The organism is Caballeronia grimmiae (assembly GCF_022879615.1).
Classification (GTDB): Bacteria; Pseudomonadota; Gammaproteobacteria; order Burkholderiales; family Burkholderiaceae; genus Caballeronia; species Caballeronia grimmiae.
The window spans coordinates 174,967-192,054 of record NZ_CP084276.1; the positions used below are offsets into that span (position 1 = coordinate 174,967).

General features: G+C 60.2%; 14 protein-coding genes and 5 pseudogenes. 7 read left to right on the plus strand and 12 right to left on the minus strand.

The window, feature by feature from the left end; translation table 11 throughout:
- Positions 1–611: 611 nt before the first annotated feature.
- From LDZ21_RS29335 to LDZ21_RS29345, 3 genes are all read right to left on the minus strand, one after another.
- Positions 612–1,136, minus strand: coding sequence for an RES family NAD+ phosphorylase (locus tag LDZ21_RS29335; RefSeq protein ID WP_244797980.1), 525 nt, complete (start codon positions 1,134–1,136; stop codon positions 612–614).
- Positions 1,133–1,504 carry a DNA-binding protein gene (locus LDZ21_RS29340; protein ID WP_244797981.1) on the minus strand — a complete coding sequence of 124 codons (372 nt, stop codon included), beginning with the start codon at positions 1,502–1,504 and terminating at the stop codon, positions 1,133–1,135. The genes LDZ21_RS29335 and LDZ21_RS29340 overlap by 4 nt, the downstream gene beginning before the upstream one ends.
- A gap of 148 nt (positions 1,505–1,652) precedes the next feature.
- Positions 1,653–2,174, minus strand: coding sequence for a ProQ/FinO family protein (locus LDZ21_RS29345; protein WP_244797982.1), 522 nt, complete (start codon positions 2,172–2,174; stop codon positions 1,653–1,655).
- Between the two features lie 179 nt (positions 2,175–2,353).
- Here LDZ21_RS29345 and LDZ21_RS29350 point away from each other — a divergent pair, with 179 nt between their 5' ends.
- The 3 genes and pseudogenes from LDZ21_RS29350 (at position 2,354) to LDZ21_RS29360 (ending at position 4,266) form a co-directional block, all read left to right on the plus strand.
- Positions 2,354–2,977 (plus strand): integrase, encoded by a 624-nt coding sequence (locus LDZ21_RS29350; protein ID WP_244797983.1) that lies wholly within the window; start codon positions 2,354–2,356, stop codon positions 2,975–2,977.
- A pseudogene (locus tag LDZ21_RS29355) lies at positions 2,974–3,574 on the plus strand (RES family NAD+ phosphorylase). Before LDZ21_RS29350 ends, LDZ21_RS29355 begins: the two are co-directional and overlap by 4 nt.
- A 524-nt stretch (positions 3,575–4,098) precedes the next feature.
- Positions 4,099–4,266, plus strand: a complete 168-nt coding sequence (locus LDZ21_RS29360; RefSeq protein WP_244797984.1) for a hypothetical protein — start codon at positions 4,099–4,101, stop codon at positions 4,264–4,266.
- Here LDZ21_RS29360 and LDZ21_RS29365 read toward each other — a convergent pair whose 3' ends face one another.
- The 8 genes and pseudogenes from LDZ21_RS29365 to LDZ21_RS29400 form a co-directional block, all read right to left on the minus strand.
- Complete coding sequence (locus tag LDZ21_RS29365) at positions 4,267–5,046, minus strand: TetR/AcrR family transcriptional regulator (protein WP_244797985.1); 780 nt, start codon at positions 5,044–5,046, stop codon at positions 4,267–4,269.
- 27 nt (positions 5,047–5,073) lie between these two features.
- Positions 5,074–6,249, minus strand: a complete 1,176-nt coding sequence (locus LDZ21_RS29370) for a porin (protein ID WP_244797986.1) — start codon at positions 6,247–6,249, stop codon at positions 5,074–5,076.
- 21 nt (positions 6,250–6,270) lie between these two features.
- Positions 6,271–7,368: an NAD(P)-dependent alcohol dehydrogenase gene (locus tag LDZ21_RS29375; protein ID WP_244797987.1), complete on the minus strand. Its 1,098-nt coding sequence runs from the start codon at positions 7,366–7,368 to the stop codon at positions 6,271–6,273.
- Between the two features lie 12 nt (positions 7,369–7,380).
- Complete coding sequence (locus tag LDZ21_RS29380) at positions 7,381–8,829, minus strand: aldehyde dehydrogenase (protein WP_244797992.1); 1,449 nt, start codon at positions 8,827–8,829, stop codon at positions 7,381–7,383.
- 77 nt (positions 8,830–8,906) lie between these two features.
- Positions 8,907–10,334 (minus strand): purine-cytosine permease family protein, encoded by a 1,428-nt coding sequence (locus LDZ21_RS29385; protein WP_244797708.1) that lies wholly within the window; start codon positions 10,332–10,334, stop codon positions 8,907–8,909.
- A gap of 263 nt (positions 10,335–10,597) precedes the next feature.
- A pseudogene (locus LDZ21_RS29390) lies at positions 10,598–11,472 on the minus strand (tyrosine-type recombinase/integrase).
- 313 nt (positions 11,473–11,785) lie between these two features.
- Positions 11,786–12,986, minus strand: a pseudogene (locus LDZ21_RS29395) (MFS transporter).
- Positions 12,987–13,214: 228 nt separating this feature from the next.
- Positions 13,215–13,505 (minus strand): annotated as a pseudogene (locus tag LDZ21_RS29400) (transposase domain-containing protein); the annotation flags it as partial.
- Positions 13,506–13,637: 132 nt separating this feature from the next.
- On the opposite strand from LDZ21_RS29400, the gene LDZ21_RS29405 reads away from it, so the two are divergent.
- Complete coding sequence (locus tag LDZ21_RS29405; RefSeq protein WP_244797709.1) at positions 13,638–14,180, plus strand: hypothetical protein; 543 nt, start codon at positions 13,638–13,640, stop codon at positions 14,178–14,180.
- Positions 14,181–14,353: 173 nt separating this feature from the next.
- Here LDZ21_RS29405 and LDZ21_RS29410 read toward each other — a convergent pair whose 3' ends face one another.
- Positions 14,354–15,274: a LysR family transcriptional regulator gene (locus LDZ21_RS29410; protein WP_244797710.1), complete on the minus strand. Its 921-nt coding sequence runs from the start codon at positions 15,272–15,274 to the stop codon at positions 14,354–14,356.
- A gap of 101 nt (positions 15,275–15,375) precedes the next feature.
- Here LDZ21_RS29410 and LDZ21_RS29415 point away from each other — a divergent pair, with 101 nt between their 5' ends.
- The 3 genes and pseudogenes from LDZ21_RS29415 (at position 15,376) to LDZ21_RS29425 (ending at position 17,063) form a co-directional block, all read left to right on the plus strand.
- Entirely contained in the window at positions 15,376–15,786 is a 411-nt protein-coding gene (locus tag LDZ21_RS29415) for a (R)-mandelonitrile lyase (protein WP_244797993.1), read from the plus strand.
- 86 nt (positions 15,787–15,872) lie between these two features.
- Positions 15,873–16,270 (plus strand): annotated as a pseudogene (locus LDZ21_RS29420) ((R)-mandelonitrile lyase).
- A complete protein-coding gene (locus LDZ21_RS29425; RefSeq protein WP_244797711.1) occupies positions 16,248–17,063 on the plus strand; it encodes a carboxymuconolactone decarboxylase family protein in 816 nt (271 codons plus the stop codon). The pseudogene LDZ21_RS29420 and the gene LDZ21_RS29425 overlap by 23 nt, the downstream one beginning before the upstream one ends.
- Positions 17,064–17,088: the final 25 nt, after the last annotated feature.

Below are 17,088 nucleotides of genomic sequence, written 5' to 3' on the forward strand. Positions count from 1 at the left end.
TCGTTGTCGAAAAAATAGAAGTGGCCTGATGCCGACCCTACCAGTACATAACGGCACTAGAGGGACCGGTTTTGAGTGTTTCTTATACTTTCGTGCTGACCTTCTAAGCCTACCCAACGCCGCTGGAAGTCAAGGCTGCGGCCCGGCCAGCGACGACCTGCAGCCCTTCGTGCGTAATTCGGCGATCGTCTTTTGCGCGCGTCCCGTAGCCCGTTGGCGACGTTGGCGCTGCGATAGCGCGCCGTTTGCCAATGCGCTCGGGGCTCGCCGAGCGCGATGCGCTCATCCACACTGACGCGAGTTGACCACAGCGCGCGTTGCAACGTCAGGCGGGCCCGGCGTGCCACCCCGGTTCGTTAGCTGCGCGCGCGGGGGCAAAAACCGGCGCCCTCGCCGCCTCCATGCCTGATAATTCGTATTATCACCAATGCGTTTAATGGGTAAATGTGGGGCTCGGTGCATCTATGTGCCGTCGGGGGCCTTGGCGAACCAGAGCGGTCGGCTCGATCCGCACCCAAGCAAAATTTCTCGAACCGCCCAGACGGTGTAACCTTTGCATTAAGCGGCCAAGCCGGCGAGCACTTCGCCGGCGCAGCGCAGGAAGCCGTCGACTACTGTGACCAACTCGCTTGGTTCCTGGGAAGATGCTCGTTGGGGTCGTTGACCTCAATTGAATTGCCGTTAGCAAGTCGATCGATGAACACCACCACGTTGGTGCCCCCAGTGTGCGCTTGACTCGGAAAAATAATTCCGGTGCAGCCGATGTCCCGAACTAGGTCGCTCAATACCCAGGTCGGTGGCTCGACGTGCTGCTCGAACTTCCAGTACCGCCAGTCCTCGCGCCAATCGCGCCAAAGCTCATCCCAATTTCCTGTGTCGAGTTGACGCAGGTCTACCAGGCCCTTGAGATCGGCGACGTAAGAGCAAATCGTGCAAGGCGGAAGGAAAGGGGAAGTCTGCTGGTATTCGTGCAGCGCGGTTAGTACTTCCAGCGACAAGTACAGCGCCTCGACGCCTTCGCGGTTGAAGCGTCCACCCTTCAGCGCGGCGCCTGCGCCGCTCATGGGGCGGTCGGCCCAGCGCGGGGTGTGTGCGCGATAGAGCGTGGTTCCCTTCGCCAGATCGGTGAGGATCATCCAATGAAACCTGCGCTGATGGATTCCAGGTAGTCGATCGCATCGTCGGTCCGGCCGTCCTGCACCAACTGGAGGATCGTCCTATGCCGAAACGCCGGGATTGGATGGTTCTTAATAAGGAACAACGCGCGTTGAAGGTCCGGTTGAAGCGCGGCAGCCGCCGACACGACGCGCATCAAATCGCGAAGAGCGCCTTGCAACTTCGGCGACTCTGGATGCGTGCGCAGCGTGTTTCGGTGCACGCCGGCTATGGCGGCTAAATCTTGCTGCTGCAGGCCCAGCATGGTGGCGAGGTTTGCCGCCGAAAGCCGGGAAGTTCCGGCTTCCCGGGCAGATTCCAACACGTCCACAAAGTTGTCTGCGTTCATTTTGCGAGCTCCGGCAGCGATGCGTTGCGCACATTATACGCACAGTATAGGCATAGCGGCGACGTTTGTTTCACGGGGAACAAGCAGATCAGTCGGCTAACCGGAGTGTTAAATAGGCAACTACTTAACGGCGTTAATTATCTTTATGTCAAATCGGACGCGCGAGCGTCTTGCATTGACGCGGCCCATCAAGTCCCTTGTTCTCAATCTGTTCTTGCCAGCGCGCGAGCCGAGCCTTTTCCTGAGTTGTGCCGTACTCCGCTTCGGCAGCAGAGACAACACCGGTATTGCGCCGGCAAAGATCAACGCGCACACTGCCTTCCACGAGGCATGTCCAATATCGTTGGCCACGACACCAGAGCTTGACGCCGTTCCAAGCGTTTCGCTCGCTCAGCCCAAGCGTCGGCGCTCGCGCGAGCACATCCTTGAGAATCCCAACCCCCTGAGGAACCTCAGGAGCGGGACTCCGTGGAAACGCGTGCGGGAAATGTCGTTGCAGCGTAGTCACTGCGCGCGCGGCGGCGTCAGCAGACGTCCGCGGAGGTTTTAGCGGCTTCTTGTTTTCCCGTGTGACGGTCAATGGCGATGACGTCGAGGATGAAGCAACCGTTTTGCTGCTTTCGCCTCGGTTCATCTGCGCTTTGAGCGCAGCGAGCTGTTCGAATCCCATCGTGCGCGCCTGAAATCAGTCGGCTCATTTTGACCAGTCGCCTTCAAATATCACCGTCTTCAATCCCAACAACTGCAACTGCTCCGCCTGACCCTGAAGCCGAGACTAAGGCGACAAAGTTGACAAACGCGACAAAAGCGGTCATTGTGCTGGTATTGTGTCTCGCACGAGGCCGAACCATGTCCAAGCCAATGCCCGCCATGGAGTTCCCAGAAATCACCGCTGAAGACGCTCATCGTTTTGAACGTGCCGTACGCATCAATGACGAGGATGCCTTCATCGCCGAGCTGAACGCGTTGATTCGAGAGAAATTCGCGGAGGCCGCGCCCTCGCCGCGCCAGCTCACCTCGGACCTGCGAGCGAAAGCACGCGCGCTTCGGGCCGAGTCACCCTGGCAGCCGTCGGCGACCGATGCGCAGCGCGGACGTGCAGCGTTGTTGCGCGCATACGATGCACCCGGGAACATTCCGCTGACGGAGTTTGCGCGGTTCGCACACAAGTCGCGCCAACAGATCTATAAAGATCTGTCAGCGCAGCCTCGGCGCCTTCTCTCATTAGACGTGGGTCGTCGGGGTCAGCGACTGCCCGACTGGCAGCTTGATCCGCTGAAGCTGAAATTCACGCGCGAAGCGCTCGCCCGAGCGGCGTCGGTTAACTCATGGACGCTCTATCGTGCGCTGTCGTCTGGAAATGATGCGCTCGGTGGTCGCTCACCTATCGAAGCCGTGACGCCAGGCAACTTCGATCAACTTGTCGAGGTTGTCCTGAACACGGTCGGTATTCACGGTGAGGAAGCGGTTTGACTTCGTCGATTCCAAGCCGCGTCATTGCGGCCGGAGAACTGCTCCAACACATAAGCCGAATCGAATACGCCGCTACACCGCTCTATTTTGGCAGAAGCTCCGCAAATCGATACGATGATCCGACGGGTGACTATGGAGTCCTGTACTTGGGCTTCGACCTCCCGACCGTATTGATGGAGTCGGTCTTTCATCAGCACCAATGGCACCGAAGCCGTTCGCGGACCATTACGCTAAGCGAGGTTCGTGGACGCATTGTGCGTGCTGTCGGCGTAGTCGAGCCACTGAACTTGGCTGACATGACCGCGCCAGGCGTTATGGCGCGGGAGTTCGGCCTCAAATCTCGGCCAACTGGCGAGCCGGCGTTACATCCACACGCAGCGTATCTCTCGACAGATTTACGAGGCGCTCGACAACCGCGGCATCCCAGCCTTCGACGGTCTGCTCTATCCCTCGCGGAACAATTTCCCCGCGACATGCATCGCTCTCTTTTACCGGGCGCGAACGAAAGTCGTGGTGGTCGACGATCTCCCGCTGGCGCAACATGTCGACTGGCCCGCTTTCGTACATCAGTTTCGCATCGGGGTGGCCAAGGTCTGAGGCCGTTGACCGTTCCACGGGTCTTAATGCTTCCCCTTCCGCCCGCGTCGGTTCTCAAAGTTAGGAAAGCGGAAGACAAGAGGTCGTATTTTTTTCTTCAAAACGTCGAGATTTGAAGCCGCGGTCCGATCTATTTAGTATTACCAGGCGGTAATGATCAATAGGCGAAGTGGTCGAGCGTGTCGTGCAATGGCATCGCCGCCCAACAGGTAACCATTTACCCCATTCAAACAAAGGTGGGCTATAGGTCAGCGGGTCAACGTTGAAGCGCTTCTTATAATCCGCCTTGAAAGTGCGCCCTTCTGATGTTTGTTCAAGCACCGCACCGCCTTGAGCGCTCGGGCTGCTTGCGGTGTTCGCGCTGCTGGCCGTACCTTCAGTGAATTGCGGGCGTCGCCATTTTCGTCAAGGAACACGTTTGAACCGCCTTCTTGCATTTCCTATCAGCCACGTAAAGGGACACACATGACTCAGGACTGGAAACACTGAACGGGAAGCTGCATGGCCTTGCCGTCGCCATCAGCGTGATTGCGGAGGCACTGCCCCAATCGTCGTCGGCCGATGTGCAGGAAACCCTGCACGATCTGATCGGCGAAACCGCCTCTGCGGACCTGCCGGGCGCGACGCGGGATTCGATGCACGCCGTTGTCCGCCAGATCATCGATTCGATGGAAATCGGCTTGCGCCGCTGATTACGCAGCGCGAGCCGCCTTCGCCGGGTTCTTCACAGTCTTCGCGCGAGCAGGCTTGACCGCCGTCGCGCTCGGCTGAGCTTCCAGTCCGCCGACGATGAAGCTCGTCAACTGCTCGAGCGTTTCGTTCGCGTCCGTCGGATCGCATGTGTTCTTCGACAGCACGTCGATCCGATGCGTATCCGAGAACGCATACAGATACGCACCGATCATCGCCGTGACGCGCCAGTAGAGATCTCTCTCAGCCAGGCCGGGCAAGGCTCCGCGCAGTGCGCCGACATACGCATCGGTCGAATCGCCGTATGCGGTGCTGCGCAGGGCGTATGAAAATTCAGGCGGCTCGGTATGAAGACGCGCCTGCAAGCGGATGAACGCGCGGCCGCCGTCGGACTTGCGCAGTCCGACGAGCGGCAGCAGAAACGCCCGCACTATCTCGCGCACGCTCGCGGACTGACCGCTGTCAGTAAGTTCGTTCAGACGCTGCATGCGCTCTTCCGAAATCAGCGTCGCTCGGCGCAGGAAGACCTGTTCGAACAACTGCTGCTTCGTGCCGAAGTAATACGTGATGAGCGCCTGCGTGACGTCGCAGGACGCCGCGACGTCCTTGAGCGACGTGCCGGCATAGCCGCGTTGCGAAAAATCGACCTCGGCGGCGTCGAGGATGTTCTCACGCTGATTGACGTTGCCGATCGGACGGCCAAGCCTTTTGCGCGTGCCCGATGGGCCGCGTGGACCACGCACGCCGTGTGGTCGAACCTGTTGCGTGTCGTTTTTTTTCATGCGCCTGGGACCGAAGGCTCGACGCACTTAGAACGCGTGCCGCAACCCTGCAATGACCGCGAGTTGCGTTCCCGTCGACGAGGGCGAGAGCGTGTTGATCATTGCGTTGCTCAACGCGGAGCCTGCGGGCGCGCCATGCACATGCTGATAGACGCCCTCTAGATACACGTCGCTGCGCTTGCTCAAGGCGTAGCTGGTTTGCAGCATTCCCGTGTGCCAGACCGGGGAGGCGTTAGTCGCGCCGTCGCTGTATGCGCCGTCCGTGAAGGTATAAGCGGCGCTGACCGACCAAGCCGGCGTCACGGCATAGTGCGCATTCACTTCGTAGTTGTCGAGCCGCAGCGTGCCGCCAAGAGGCAGATAGCGGCCCGCGCCAATCGAGAGCACGCTGGCCATATCGTCGATTTGTGTATGGCTCCACAACGCGCCGACCGTCGCCGCGCCGAAAGAATAATTGGCTCCGGCGCCCCAGATCCGCTGCCGCCCCGCGATGAAATTCGCGCTGCCGTCCGTCGACGACAAAGCGCCCGCGGGATTGATGTCCCGCGCGCCGCCACCCGCATCGTTGAATTGCAGATAGCCGCCAGCGATCGCCAGGCCGCCGCGCGCGAACGAAACGGCCGCGCCATACGCGCGATTGTCGGCAAAGCCGCCCGCGGCATTGCTCATGGCATACATGCCTTCAACCGTCGTGCCGTAGAACTCCGGGCTGACATACTTGATGACGTTGTTCGGCACGACCGAATCTGCTGCCAGGTTGTCGTTCTCGAACGGATGAGCGGCAAGGCTGCCGCCCCACGTGTTGAAGCTCGCAGAGATAGGACCGAGCAGATCGTTGACGACATCGAACTGGCGGCCGAGCGTCAGCTTGCCCAGAGAGTCACTCTGCAAGCCGAACCATGCTTGCGAGCCGAAGCCATCGCCAGCAAAGGCTTGCGTACCGTTGTTCGAGTTGAAGCCTTGCTCGAGTGCGAACTGGGCATGCAGACCACCGCCGAGATCCTCGATGCCCTTCAGGCCGAAGACCGTATTTTGCGTCGACGCGCTGGACACCTGCCAGTTGCTGTATCCGCCTTGGTTGTTCGAATAGACGATCCCCGTGTCGATCAGACCGTACAGTGTCACGCTGCTTTGCGCATGCGCGCCGCCGCATAGCGCGGAGCAGGTAGCGGCGATGCTGAGAGAGAGAAATTTCTTCTTCAATTTTTCTTTTCCTTGGTCCTGTCAGAAGCGCAGCACGGCTTTGACCACTTTGCCGCTTTCCGAATCTTCCATGGCACGATTGATTTCACTGAATGGATAAAAGGCGACCAGCTTGTCCAGCGGGAAGCGTCCTTGCCGATACAACTCGATGAGTTGCTGAAAGAAAACATCCGGGTTGGACTCGCCTTGCACGATGCCGCGAAACGTCTTGCCGTGCGTCATGACATCGACGATATCGAGCGTCACATCCTTCTCGCCCGCGGGCACGCCGACCGTGCCACATACGCCGCGCGGCGCCAATGCATCGACGCATTGCCGGAGGATCTTTGCATGCCCGGTCGTATCAAAGGCATAGGCCACTCCCGCGCCCGTCAGTGCCTTGATCGACTCCACCACGTTCCGCTCGCCTGCGTGGATCGTGTCGGTCGCGCCCAGCGAACGCGCCATTTCCAGTCGCGCCATGTTCAGATCGACGGCAATGATCCGCGTGGCACCCGCCGCGCGTGCCGCCATGACCGCGGCGAGGCCAACTGAACCTGCGCCGAACACGGCCAGGGAATCCCCCACTTTCACTTTCAGCGCGTTCAACACAGCGCCCGCGCCAGTTTGGATGCCGCAGCCAATCGGCGCGAGCACGTCGAGCGGGAGATCGTGAGCGACCTTGACGACGTTGCGTTCGCGGCACAGGCTGAAGTTCGCGAAGGACGACTGCCCGAAAAAGTTGGCGAATGCCGGACTGTGCGACGCTTGCAAGGTCGCGGTGCCGTCGCCGCGCAGCCCGCTGAAGTTAAACTTGAAAAAGTGGTGACAGTAGGCCGGCGCATGCTCAATGCAACTCGGGCAAGCACCGCAAGAGTCGTAGTGCATAATGACGTGGTCGCCCACCTGCACCTTTCTGACGTTTGCGCCTACCCGCTCCACAATTCCCGCGCCCTCGTGTCCGAGCACGAGTGGGTGCGGCACCGGAAACTGCCGGTCACGCATGGCGGCATCGGTATGGCAGATGCCGGTTGCGACCAGCTTGACCAGAATCTCGTCGTCGCGCGGATCCTCCAGTTCGAAAGACTCGATCGATAGCGGCGCCTTGATGTCGCGTGCAATAGCTGCTGTTATTTGCATGACTGTCCTCTCTCAAAATGGGTAATGCGGCTGGCCTGTTTCGATCGTCATCCAGCGCAGTTCGGTGAACTCATGCACGCCCGCGCGCCCTCCTAGACGTCCATATCCGCTTGCCTTGACGCCGCCGAATGGCATAGGCGCTTCGTCATGAACCGTCGGGCCGTTGATGTGGCACATGCCGGATTCGATCTGCCGGGCGACTCGGATCGCGCGGGCACCGTCACGACTGAAAACGCCGGCAGTCAGGCCATATTCGGTGTCGTTGGCAATTCGCACGGCGTCGGCATCGTCGCCGGCCCGCACTATCGATACGACCGGCCCAAACGACTCTTCGTGATAGATACGCATCTCCGGCGTCACGCGGTCGAGGGCCGTCGCCTGCATGACCGGGCCACTGCCCTCACCGCCGGCGAGAAGAATCGCGCCCTTGGACACCGCGTCGTCTACCAGTTCGCGAAGACGCTCGACGGCCTGGGCACTAATGACGCTGCCCAGCTGAACCTTGTCCGTACGCGGGTCGCCCGCCTTCAAGGCGCGCGCCCGTACGCCAAACCGCTCGACGAAGGCATCGGCTACGGCGTCCTGCACCACGATTCGCTCGGTCGACATGCAGATCTGACCTTGGTTGAAGAACGCGCCGAAGATGGCCGCGTTCACTGCGGCGTCCACGTCGGCATCGTCGAGCACGACCAGCGGCGCCTTGCCGCCGAGTTCGAGCACGGCGGGTTTGAGTTCGCTTGCCGCCAGTTGCGCGATGATGCGCCCCACGCGCGTCGATCCCGTGAAGCTGACGCGCCGCACCGCCGGATGCGCCACCAGCGCGTGGACGACTTCCTGCGCGTTTTCGGGCGCATTGCTGACGACGTTGACTACACCCGGCGCCATGCCGGCCTCTTGGAGGACTTCCCCGATCAGCGCGTGAGTCTTCGGACACAACTCCGACGACTTCAGGATCACGGTATTCCCGCAAGCGAGCGGCAACGCGATGCTGCGCACGCCGAGAATGATCGGCGCATTCCACGGCGCGATGCCGAGCACGACGCCGGCAGGCACCCGCATCGCGACCGATAGGCAATCGTGGCGTTCCGACGGGATCACGTCGCCTTGAATCTGCGTACACATGCTGGCTGCCTCGCGCAGCATGTTGGCCGCAAGGCGCGTATTGAAAGCGGCCCAGTCGGCCGTGGCGCCGGTCTCGGACACCATGGCATGCACGAGCTTGTCTTTGAACGCCTCGAAAACATCGGCCGCTTTCAAAAGCAATGCGCGCCGTGCGCTCGGACTGAGCGCCGCCCACGCCGGCAGCGCGGCGGACGCGGCGTCCGCGGCCGCGCGTGCATCGCCGACGGACGCCGCAGCGGCGACGCTGGCGGTGTCGCCCGTCAACGGATCGCGTCGCTCGAAGCACCGGCCGGCTTCGGCCGCGCGGAGTTCTCCACCAATCAACAGGGATGCTTCCAACACGAGTTTCTCCAGAGGTGAATGCCGGCGTGCGATAGGCGCCGGCGCAATAGATCGATCGGTTTGACGCGCTTGCGTCAGTCGACGCGGGCCACGGTCGCAGCCGTCAGGTTCTTACGGTGACGGCCAGTCTGCCGCGCGAGCACGTAGTACACCGGCGAGATGACAAGAACGCCCACCAGCCATGAGATATCCGCACCGTTGAGCCACTTGGCGACTGGTCCCGTGTAGAGCGCGTTCGAGACGAATGGAACCTCGATGAGAATGCCGATCACATAACACGCGAGCGCTGGCGCGTTATATTTGCCGTAGATGCCGCCGTCGGGCTTGAAGAAGGCGTCCACGTCGTAACGGCCTTTGTGGATCAGGTAGTAATCGACGAGATTGATCGACGTCCAGGGGATCAGCACATAGAGCAGCAGCAGAATGAAGTTCTCATAGTTCTGCATGAAGTCTTCGGTCGCCGCGAGGCCCACTGCCATGCCGGCCAGGAACAGCACGGTGCCGATCGCGCCTCGCGAACCGGCGCGCGGCTTCCACTGCGGCCTGAAAGTTTGCACAATGGTGATGACCGACAGCGTCCCGCAATACAGGTTCATGGCGTTATTGCACGCAATGCTCAGCGCGAAAATGATGACGATGGGCAGTGCGATGGCGCCCATGGATGCGACGAGGCCCGACACCGCATCGCCTTTGAGAGCTACCAGCCCTACCAGCGCGCCGAGGATCATTGGCAGGATCGAACCTAGGGCGGAGCCGGAATAGGTCGCCCAGAAGGCCGGCTTCACGCCAGTATCGGCCGGCATGTAGCGCGTGTAGTCGGAAACGTAGGGCGCGTAGCCGAGTTGGTAAAGTGTCGCGATCGACAGCATTCCGATGAAGCCGGTGATCGTGAAGCCGCCCTTCGCCAGTGTCGTGGCCGGCATGCCATGCACGAGAAGGAGCCATGCGAAGGCCGCGAGCAGCGCGATGCCTGACACCCAGGTGAGAATGCGGCAGTAGGCGTGGATCAGGTCGTAGCCATAGATGGCGGCAGCGAGGCTGATCAGGCCGATGGCAATCAGGATCGGCCCGCTATGGGCGACGTGGAGGGCTGCGGCAATCGACAGCGCGCCCAGAACCGAATTTGCGGCGAAGAAGCCCACATACATGAACACGACGACGGCGATCACGAAAATGGCGCCGAACGCGCCGAACTGGCCGCGCGTTTGAATCATCTGCGGCACGCCGAGCTGTGGCCCCTGCGCCGCGTGCAACGCCATCAGCACGCCGCCTAACAAGGTGCCGGCGAGGATCGCGACAAGCGTCGATCCGGTGTCGAGCCCGAACAGCGTCGTGCCGAGCGCGCCGGTTATGATGGTCAGCATGTTGATGTTCGAGCCGAACCAGATCGTGAACAGATCCTTGAAGCTCCCGTGACGCGCCTCGGCAGGCACGGCGTAGATGGTTTGCTGCTCGACTCCTATTGCGCCGTCGTTTTTGTGTGACGTGTTGTTTCCCAGCATTATGTGCTCCGGTAGATTGCGCAACGCATCGCGGGTCCCGAACACCCATGCCCGCCGATCCGATCCTTGATAGCGGTCAAATTATATGGCCGTAAAATTAATAAACGCAACTAAGTCAAAATAGGATTTCGTTGAACGCGAGGCGACTTTTTTTTTGTTTCCCTTCAACTGCCCCAGGCTCAACGCTACTGTGCGTCGCCACGTGGGCCCGCAGGCGCGGAAGATGTCCGCGACCTCCAACATCGGATCCGACCGCGTGTCCGCTACTCGAGGCGCAGGCGCTCCAGCGGGCTGACGACTTCTTGCAACAAGTCGGTGGCGACCTGGGCGTAAAGTGCGGTGGTCTCAAGCTTCTTGTGACCCAGCAGCACCTGAATCACGCGAATATCTACCTTCTGCTCGAGCAGGTGCGTGGCAAAACTGTGGCGCAGCGTATGCATCGATACGCGCTTGTCGATTTGCGCGGCTTCGCCCGCAGCGCGAATCGCGCGATTGAGTTGCCGCGGAGTCAGCGGGTCGACAGGATCGAGTCCCGGAAATAGCCAGCCGCCATCCGGCATCTTGCCCTGCGAGCGGGCCACGCGCCACCAGACCCGCAAGCGCTCGAGCAGCACCGGTGAGAGCATCGCGTAGCGATCCTTACGGCCTTTACCCTGTTCGACACGCAGCGTCATGCGCTGGCTATCGATCTCGCCCACTTTGAGCGCGACCACTTCGCCGGCCCGCAACCCGGTGCCGTAGGCGAGCGACAACGCTGTCTGATGCTTTGAATTACCTGTTGCCGCAATCAGTCGCCGGACTCCTCGGGGCTGAGGATAACCGGCAGTACGCGCGGCACGCGCACCGGCTGCATCCGAGCCATCAATTGCGGCTTCTGAAGCGTAATGTCGAAAAAGAACTTCAGGCCGGTGATTGCAGCATTGAGAGAGATAGCCGATGTTCCGCGATCGACCAGATACAACTGGTAGTTTCGCAGGTCTTCGACCGTCGCGGTGTCGGGCGAGCGTTTGAGATAGCGAGCGAATTCACGCACGATGCGCAAATAGTTCGCCTGAGCCTTCGTAGAAAGCTGGCGCATGCGCATGTCATCTGTCATACGCTGACGCAGAGGGCTGACGCCCGGTTGAATGGAGGTCATGGTGCGGCTCCGTTGAAGAACGGGGCGGATTGCCCCGACCTTCAACATACGGAACCGCACCATCCACCTCTCAATACCCGCCAAGTCGAACCGCAGCCCCTACCGCGCGAGCGGTTTCGTTCGCCGACCCTCAACTGACGCTCGAAGCCTCATGAGCGCGACGGCCGCTCCTTGATGCAAAAAGACGCTCAAGAGGCCAGGTTGCCGTATGCGAGACGGTGAATTGGATCCGGATAGCCACTGAAACGATTTACGACGCCGCCTATCTCTCGAATCGTTGCTTTTGAGTCAAGGAGATACCAACCAGAGACTCTCAACTTCGGTCGGCCGCGGAGGCGCCGTCGCTTTTTCCCTCAGACAGCGGACTAAGCGTCCAGCGCCTGAACATGATCGTTCCCAATAGTGGGGCAGCGCAGCCGGAGAGAGCTCCTATCCCCAGCGCCCAACGAGGACCAAGTGATTTGCAACCCATCCAACGATGGGCGCGCCTATCGGCGTACCTCCCAAAGCGATGCCCAGACGCAGCGCCATCACTCGACCGCGCATAACAGGCTCGGTCGATAACTGCATCAGGCTGGTGCTTGTATTGGTGAACGTCGGCGCCGCCACGCCGGTGATTACGAGCACCCCAGCGAACATCCAGTAACCCGGCGCAAGCGCCGCAAGTGCGCAGCCCAGACGAAGACCGCGGCGCCGATAAGCAAGGCATGTAAGCCGGGCTTTTCACGGCCCGCAGCCAGGAACGCGCCCGACATCGTGCCGATGGCCATAATTGATGTCAGCAGGCCGTAGCCGCGCGCATCCGCGTGAAACACGCCGACCGCCATCGTCGAAATGAAGATGGGGAAATTTAGGCCGAAGGTGCCGATCAAAAATAGCATGACGAGATTCGCCTTTAGCTCGGGCCGCGACCACGCATAGACAAAGCCCTCGCTCATTCCCTTGCGTGACCGATGCGCGCGCTTGTTCCCCCGCAACTCGGATTGACGGAACCGCGACATCGATACCAGCACGGCGAAGAAACTAGCGCCGTTCAGCATGAACGCCCAGCCCGTCCCGATCGAACCGATGACGACACCCTCTACCTCAGGCCCGATCATCCTGCCCGCGTTGAAGGACGTCGAGTTGAGCGCCACGGCATTGTGCAGGTCGGCGTCGCCGACGAGTGCGCCGACGAAGGTCTGCTGCACCGGACCGTCAAACGCGGATGCGCATCCGAATAGAAAGGCGAACACGTGCACTTGCCACAATTAAACAACACCCGCGACTGTGAGAATGCCGAGCGCGAGAGCAAGCGCGCCCATCGTCGCCTGAGTGATCATGAGAAGCTTTCGCTGGTTCAAGTAATCTGCCGCAAAGCCTGTCCATGGCAGGAGCAATAGCTGCGGCCCGAACTGAAGCGCCATTACCGTGCCCACCGCCGATGCATCGTGATGCGTCAGTTGGGTCCGGAGAAGCCAGTCCTGCGCAGTACGCTGCATCCATGTGCCGACGTTCGATACCAAGGCACCCATCGCCCATAGCCGGTAATTGAATTTCCGCAGCGAACTGAAGGAGCGAAGTAGAGACCAACTTGCTCAATCACAGAGAATCCGGTGGGCAGAAATCCCGCGCATTTGCTTTGGGGGGGAGCGTATTTCTTCATCGGGTTCTCCCCTACACTGATCTTGTCGCTGCATATGGCAACTTAAATTTCCGATCAGGATAAACCATGCGCTCATTGTCCAAAGTCCTCGTTCCGTCTATTTCGCGGTTCCAGCGTAAGCGGCCAGTGAACCCGTTTTGACGAACGACGGATTACTCGACAGGCGCGACAGGCTGCAGTTATGCGGCAGCAATGTTGCCATGTCGCTTGCTTTGTGAGCCGGCAGGCGGGTCAGGATGTCCTTGCGATATGCATGGGATTGGCGCCCGCTGAGTTGCGCCGATCGAATGAGGCTCATGATCGCAGCGGCGCGTTGGCCAGCCCGCAGCGACCCTGCGGACAACCAGTTGGACCTGCCGATGGCCCATGGACGTATCTGATTTTCGACCGATTATGCCGACTCCCCGATTATGCCGCGTCCTGTATGCGCGCGACGGTGGGTAGGGTCGTTCGTGATTGCTGTGTCGGCATAACCGTATGATTTCTCAGGCTGGCTATCTCGCTGGCCAGGAGAGATCAAATGAAGGTGACACGCAGAGTCAGCGAGTCCAGCGGGCTGCCGGCCCGTCATATTGATGCATTTTTTGACCGTCTACGCGCCGCACACTATTCCGAGGTAACGCTTCGCAACAACCGAAGTGTCCTGTGTACGTTCTCTGGGTGGATGAGGAACAGGAACATCGACCTGACTGGTCTTGATGAGTCTGTCACGGCTCGCTTTATGAGGCGCATGATCGAGGCATCACAAGACCGTGCCCAGCGTGCGCGTCCGACGTTGCGACAGTTTATCGCCTACCTGCGCGCCGAAGCCATTCTCTGCCCGCCGACGTTAAGTGGCCAGTCGGAGATTAAGAACCTCTATTGGCGATACTTGGATTATCTAAGGCAGGATTGCGGACTAGCGAAGAACTCGCTGCCTGTCTATGGGTCTTTCATTCGCGACTTTCTCCACAGCCACGCGGCCGGCGACGGAAGCAAATTGCCAGATGCATCTGAGGCGGTAACGATCCGGAATCATCTTCTTGCGCGCAGTAAAGGTGATTGCAGCATGCGGCTCCCTTGAAAAAGGGGCGGATTGCCCCGACCTTCAACATACGGGATCGCACCATCCAACTCTCACTACCCGTCAAGTGGAACCGCAGCCCCTACCGCGCGAGCGGTTTCGTTCACCGACCCTCAGCGGCCGTTCGCGGTAGTACAGCCGCTATGTCTGTTCTGTGCGCGGAGCGGCCCTCCCTAGGCAAAGGACCGGTCCATAGCCGGTTTCTGGTAACCCGCCTTTAATGCGTCGATTACGAGCTGGACCGCTCGCGAAGACTTTCGCCCGGTCGAATAGTAGACGTGATGTCCCACGAAGGTCGGGTACCAGTCATCAAGCACCCATGCAAGCCTCCCAACGTGGACGTACTGCTCGACCAAATCCTTCGGCGCGTAGGCGAGGCCAAATCCTGCAAGAGCCGCATCAACCATTTGATACACGTTGTTGAACGTGAGCTGACCCTCGACTCTTACCTGTAATTCGCGCCGGCCTTTCGACAACTCCCAGGGCAGCAAAGATCCTCGCGTTGGTAAGCGCAGATTGATGCAGTTATGCAAAGTGAGGTCCTGCGGTTTCTTTGCCTGAGGCCTCGACCGCAGGTAGCTTGGTGAACCCACGATCGACATGGTCATGTCAGGTGCAATGCGAACTGCGACCATATCTTTCGCGACCTGGTCGCCAAGCCTTACTCCGACGTCGAAGCGATCGGCCACAATGTCGGACAGGCCGTAGTCATTCACCAACTCGATCTTGAGTTCGGGATATTCGCGAAGCAACGCCTGCAAGCGCGGCCAGACATAGGTGTTTGCGGCGTAATCCGTAGTGGTAATGCGCACGGTGCCGCTCGGCCGATTTGTCATTCCGCGTAAAGAAGCGACTTCTGCCTCGATTTCTTCGAACCGTGGTCTGATCGCAGAGAGCAACTGCTCCCCCGCCTCAGTTAAAGAGACGCTGCGTGTCGTGCGCGTTAGAAGTTGCAGACCAATGCTTCGCTCCAATCCTGCTACGGTTCGGCTCAGCGCCGACTGCGAAACCCCCAGTTGCGCCGCCGCTCGGGTGAAGTTGCGTTCGCGAGCGACGGCGATGAAACCGACGAGGTCGTTGAAATCTTCCTTCATTGATGCTCCCAAGCATAAGGGTATGCCGATTGCGCCATCTAGTGCATGGGTCAACATAGGCTTACATTATGGTCAGTGTTTTTTTCATCGGCGAGGACATCATGCAACTAAAACGCACTGGCTCACAGCCATCAATGAAAGGCCCCGAGGAATGGTTCACCGGTACTGTCCGGATCGACCCGCTCAATGCCCCTCCGCCGCCGGCGCGAGTATCGTGCGCTGCCGTCACCTTCGAGCCGGGCGCACGCACGGCATGGCACACGCATCCGCTCGGGCAGACGCTTCTCGTGACGGCCGGTTGCGGCTGGACTCAATGCGAAGGCGAAGCAAGGGTTGAAATTCGTGCGGGCGACGTGATCTGGTGCCCGCCGGGCCATAAACACTGGCACGGTGCGACATCGACTACGGCGATGACACACATCGCCATTCAGGAAGCACTCGACGGCAAGAATGTCGAGTGGCTGGAGAAGGTGACAGATGAGCAGTATCTCGCGAGCGGTGAACAGCAGTGAGGAAGCGCGCATCGGTGACCATTGCCATTGCGGTGCTGCTATCAGCGTCCTTCTCGGCGTCTGCTGCGGACACCGGGGGCGAATCAATCACGGTCGCGCATAGTGGCTCTCAGCCTTCCGTCTCGGGCGGCACGCAACGCTTTGCCGGCAACGTAAGAATCGACCCACTGTTCCAGTCCAACGCGCCGTCGCGTCTGTCGGGAGGAATGGTGACGTTGGAGCCCGGTGCCCGTACGGCCTGGCATACGCATCCGCTCGGGCAGACGTTGCTGATTACGTCGGGCAGAGGCTCGATCCAGCGGGGGGCCACGAGAAGCAGGAGGTCGTCGCCGGCGATGTGGTGTCAATTCCGCCGGGCGTGAAGCACTGGCATGGTGCAACGTCCACCACCGGCATGACACACGTCGCTCTACAGGAAGCGCTCGATGGCAAAAACGTCAACTGGCTTGAACAGGTAACCGATGCGCAATATCGCCAACCGTGACCCACAGGCACGCCGGATCGCGCGCCTCGTCGTGGTAGTTGGCATGGCGGTGCTTGTATGCGCCTGCGCTGATTCGCAAAGGATGAGAACCGTGCAAGAACCGATTACATCTGCCGACCCGAAGTCTGTATCGCCGGCGTTCGAGCGGTACACGAAGCAGACCGTGCTCGGCGGTTTGTGGAAACGGCCGGAACTCTCCGCACGCGACCGGAGCGTTGTGACACTGTCCGTGCTCATCGCCCGCAACCAGACCATCGAGATGCCGTTTTACTTTGGTCTTGCGCTCGATAGCGGTGTGAAGCCCGCAGGAATCTCAGAAATGATTGCGCATCTGGCCTTCTATTCCGGGTGGGCGAATGCAACGGCTGCTTCGCAGATCGCCAGGCAAGTTTTTGACCAACGTGCCATTGGTCCCGGCGAACTGCCTCCCGCCGATGTTGCACTCTTGCCTCTAAACGAGGCCACCGAGAAACAGCGCGCGGAGACGGTTCAGGAAAACTTCGGCGCAGTCGCCCCCGGCGTCGTTGATTACACGACGGATGCACTGTTTCGCGACCTTTGGCTGCGTCCCGGCCTCGCGCCGCGCGACCGGAGCCTCGTTACCGTAAGTGCTCTCGTAGCCAATGGTCAGGTCGCGCAAATTCCGTATCACCTCGATCGCGCGATGGATAACGGGCTCACCAAAGCCGAGGGGTCCGAAGTACTGACACAGCTCGCGTTCTACGCGGGTTGGCCGAACGTCTTTTTAGCGATGCCCGTGTTCAAAGATGTCTTTCTGAAACGCCCCAGCTAGCCGTCGCGCCGAACGAAAACCATCG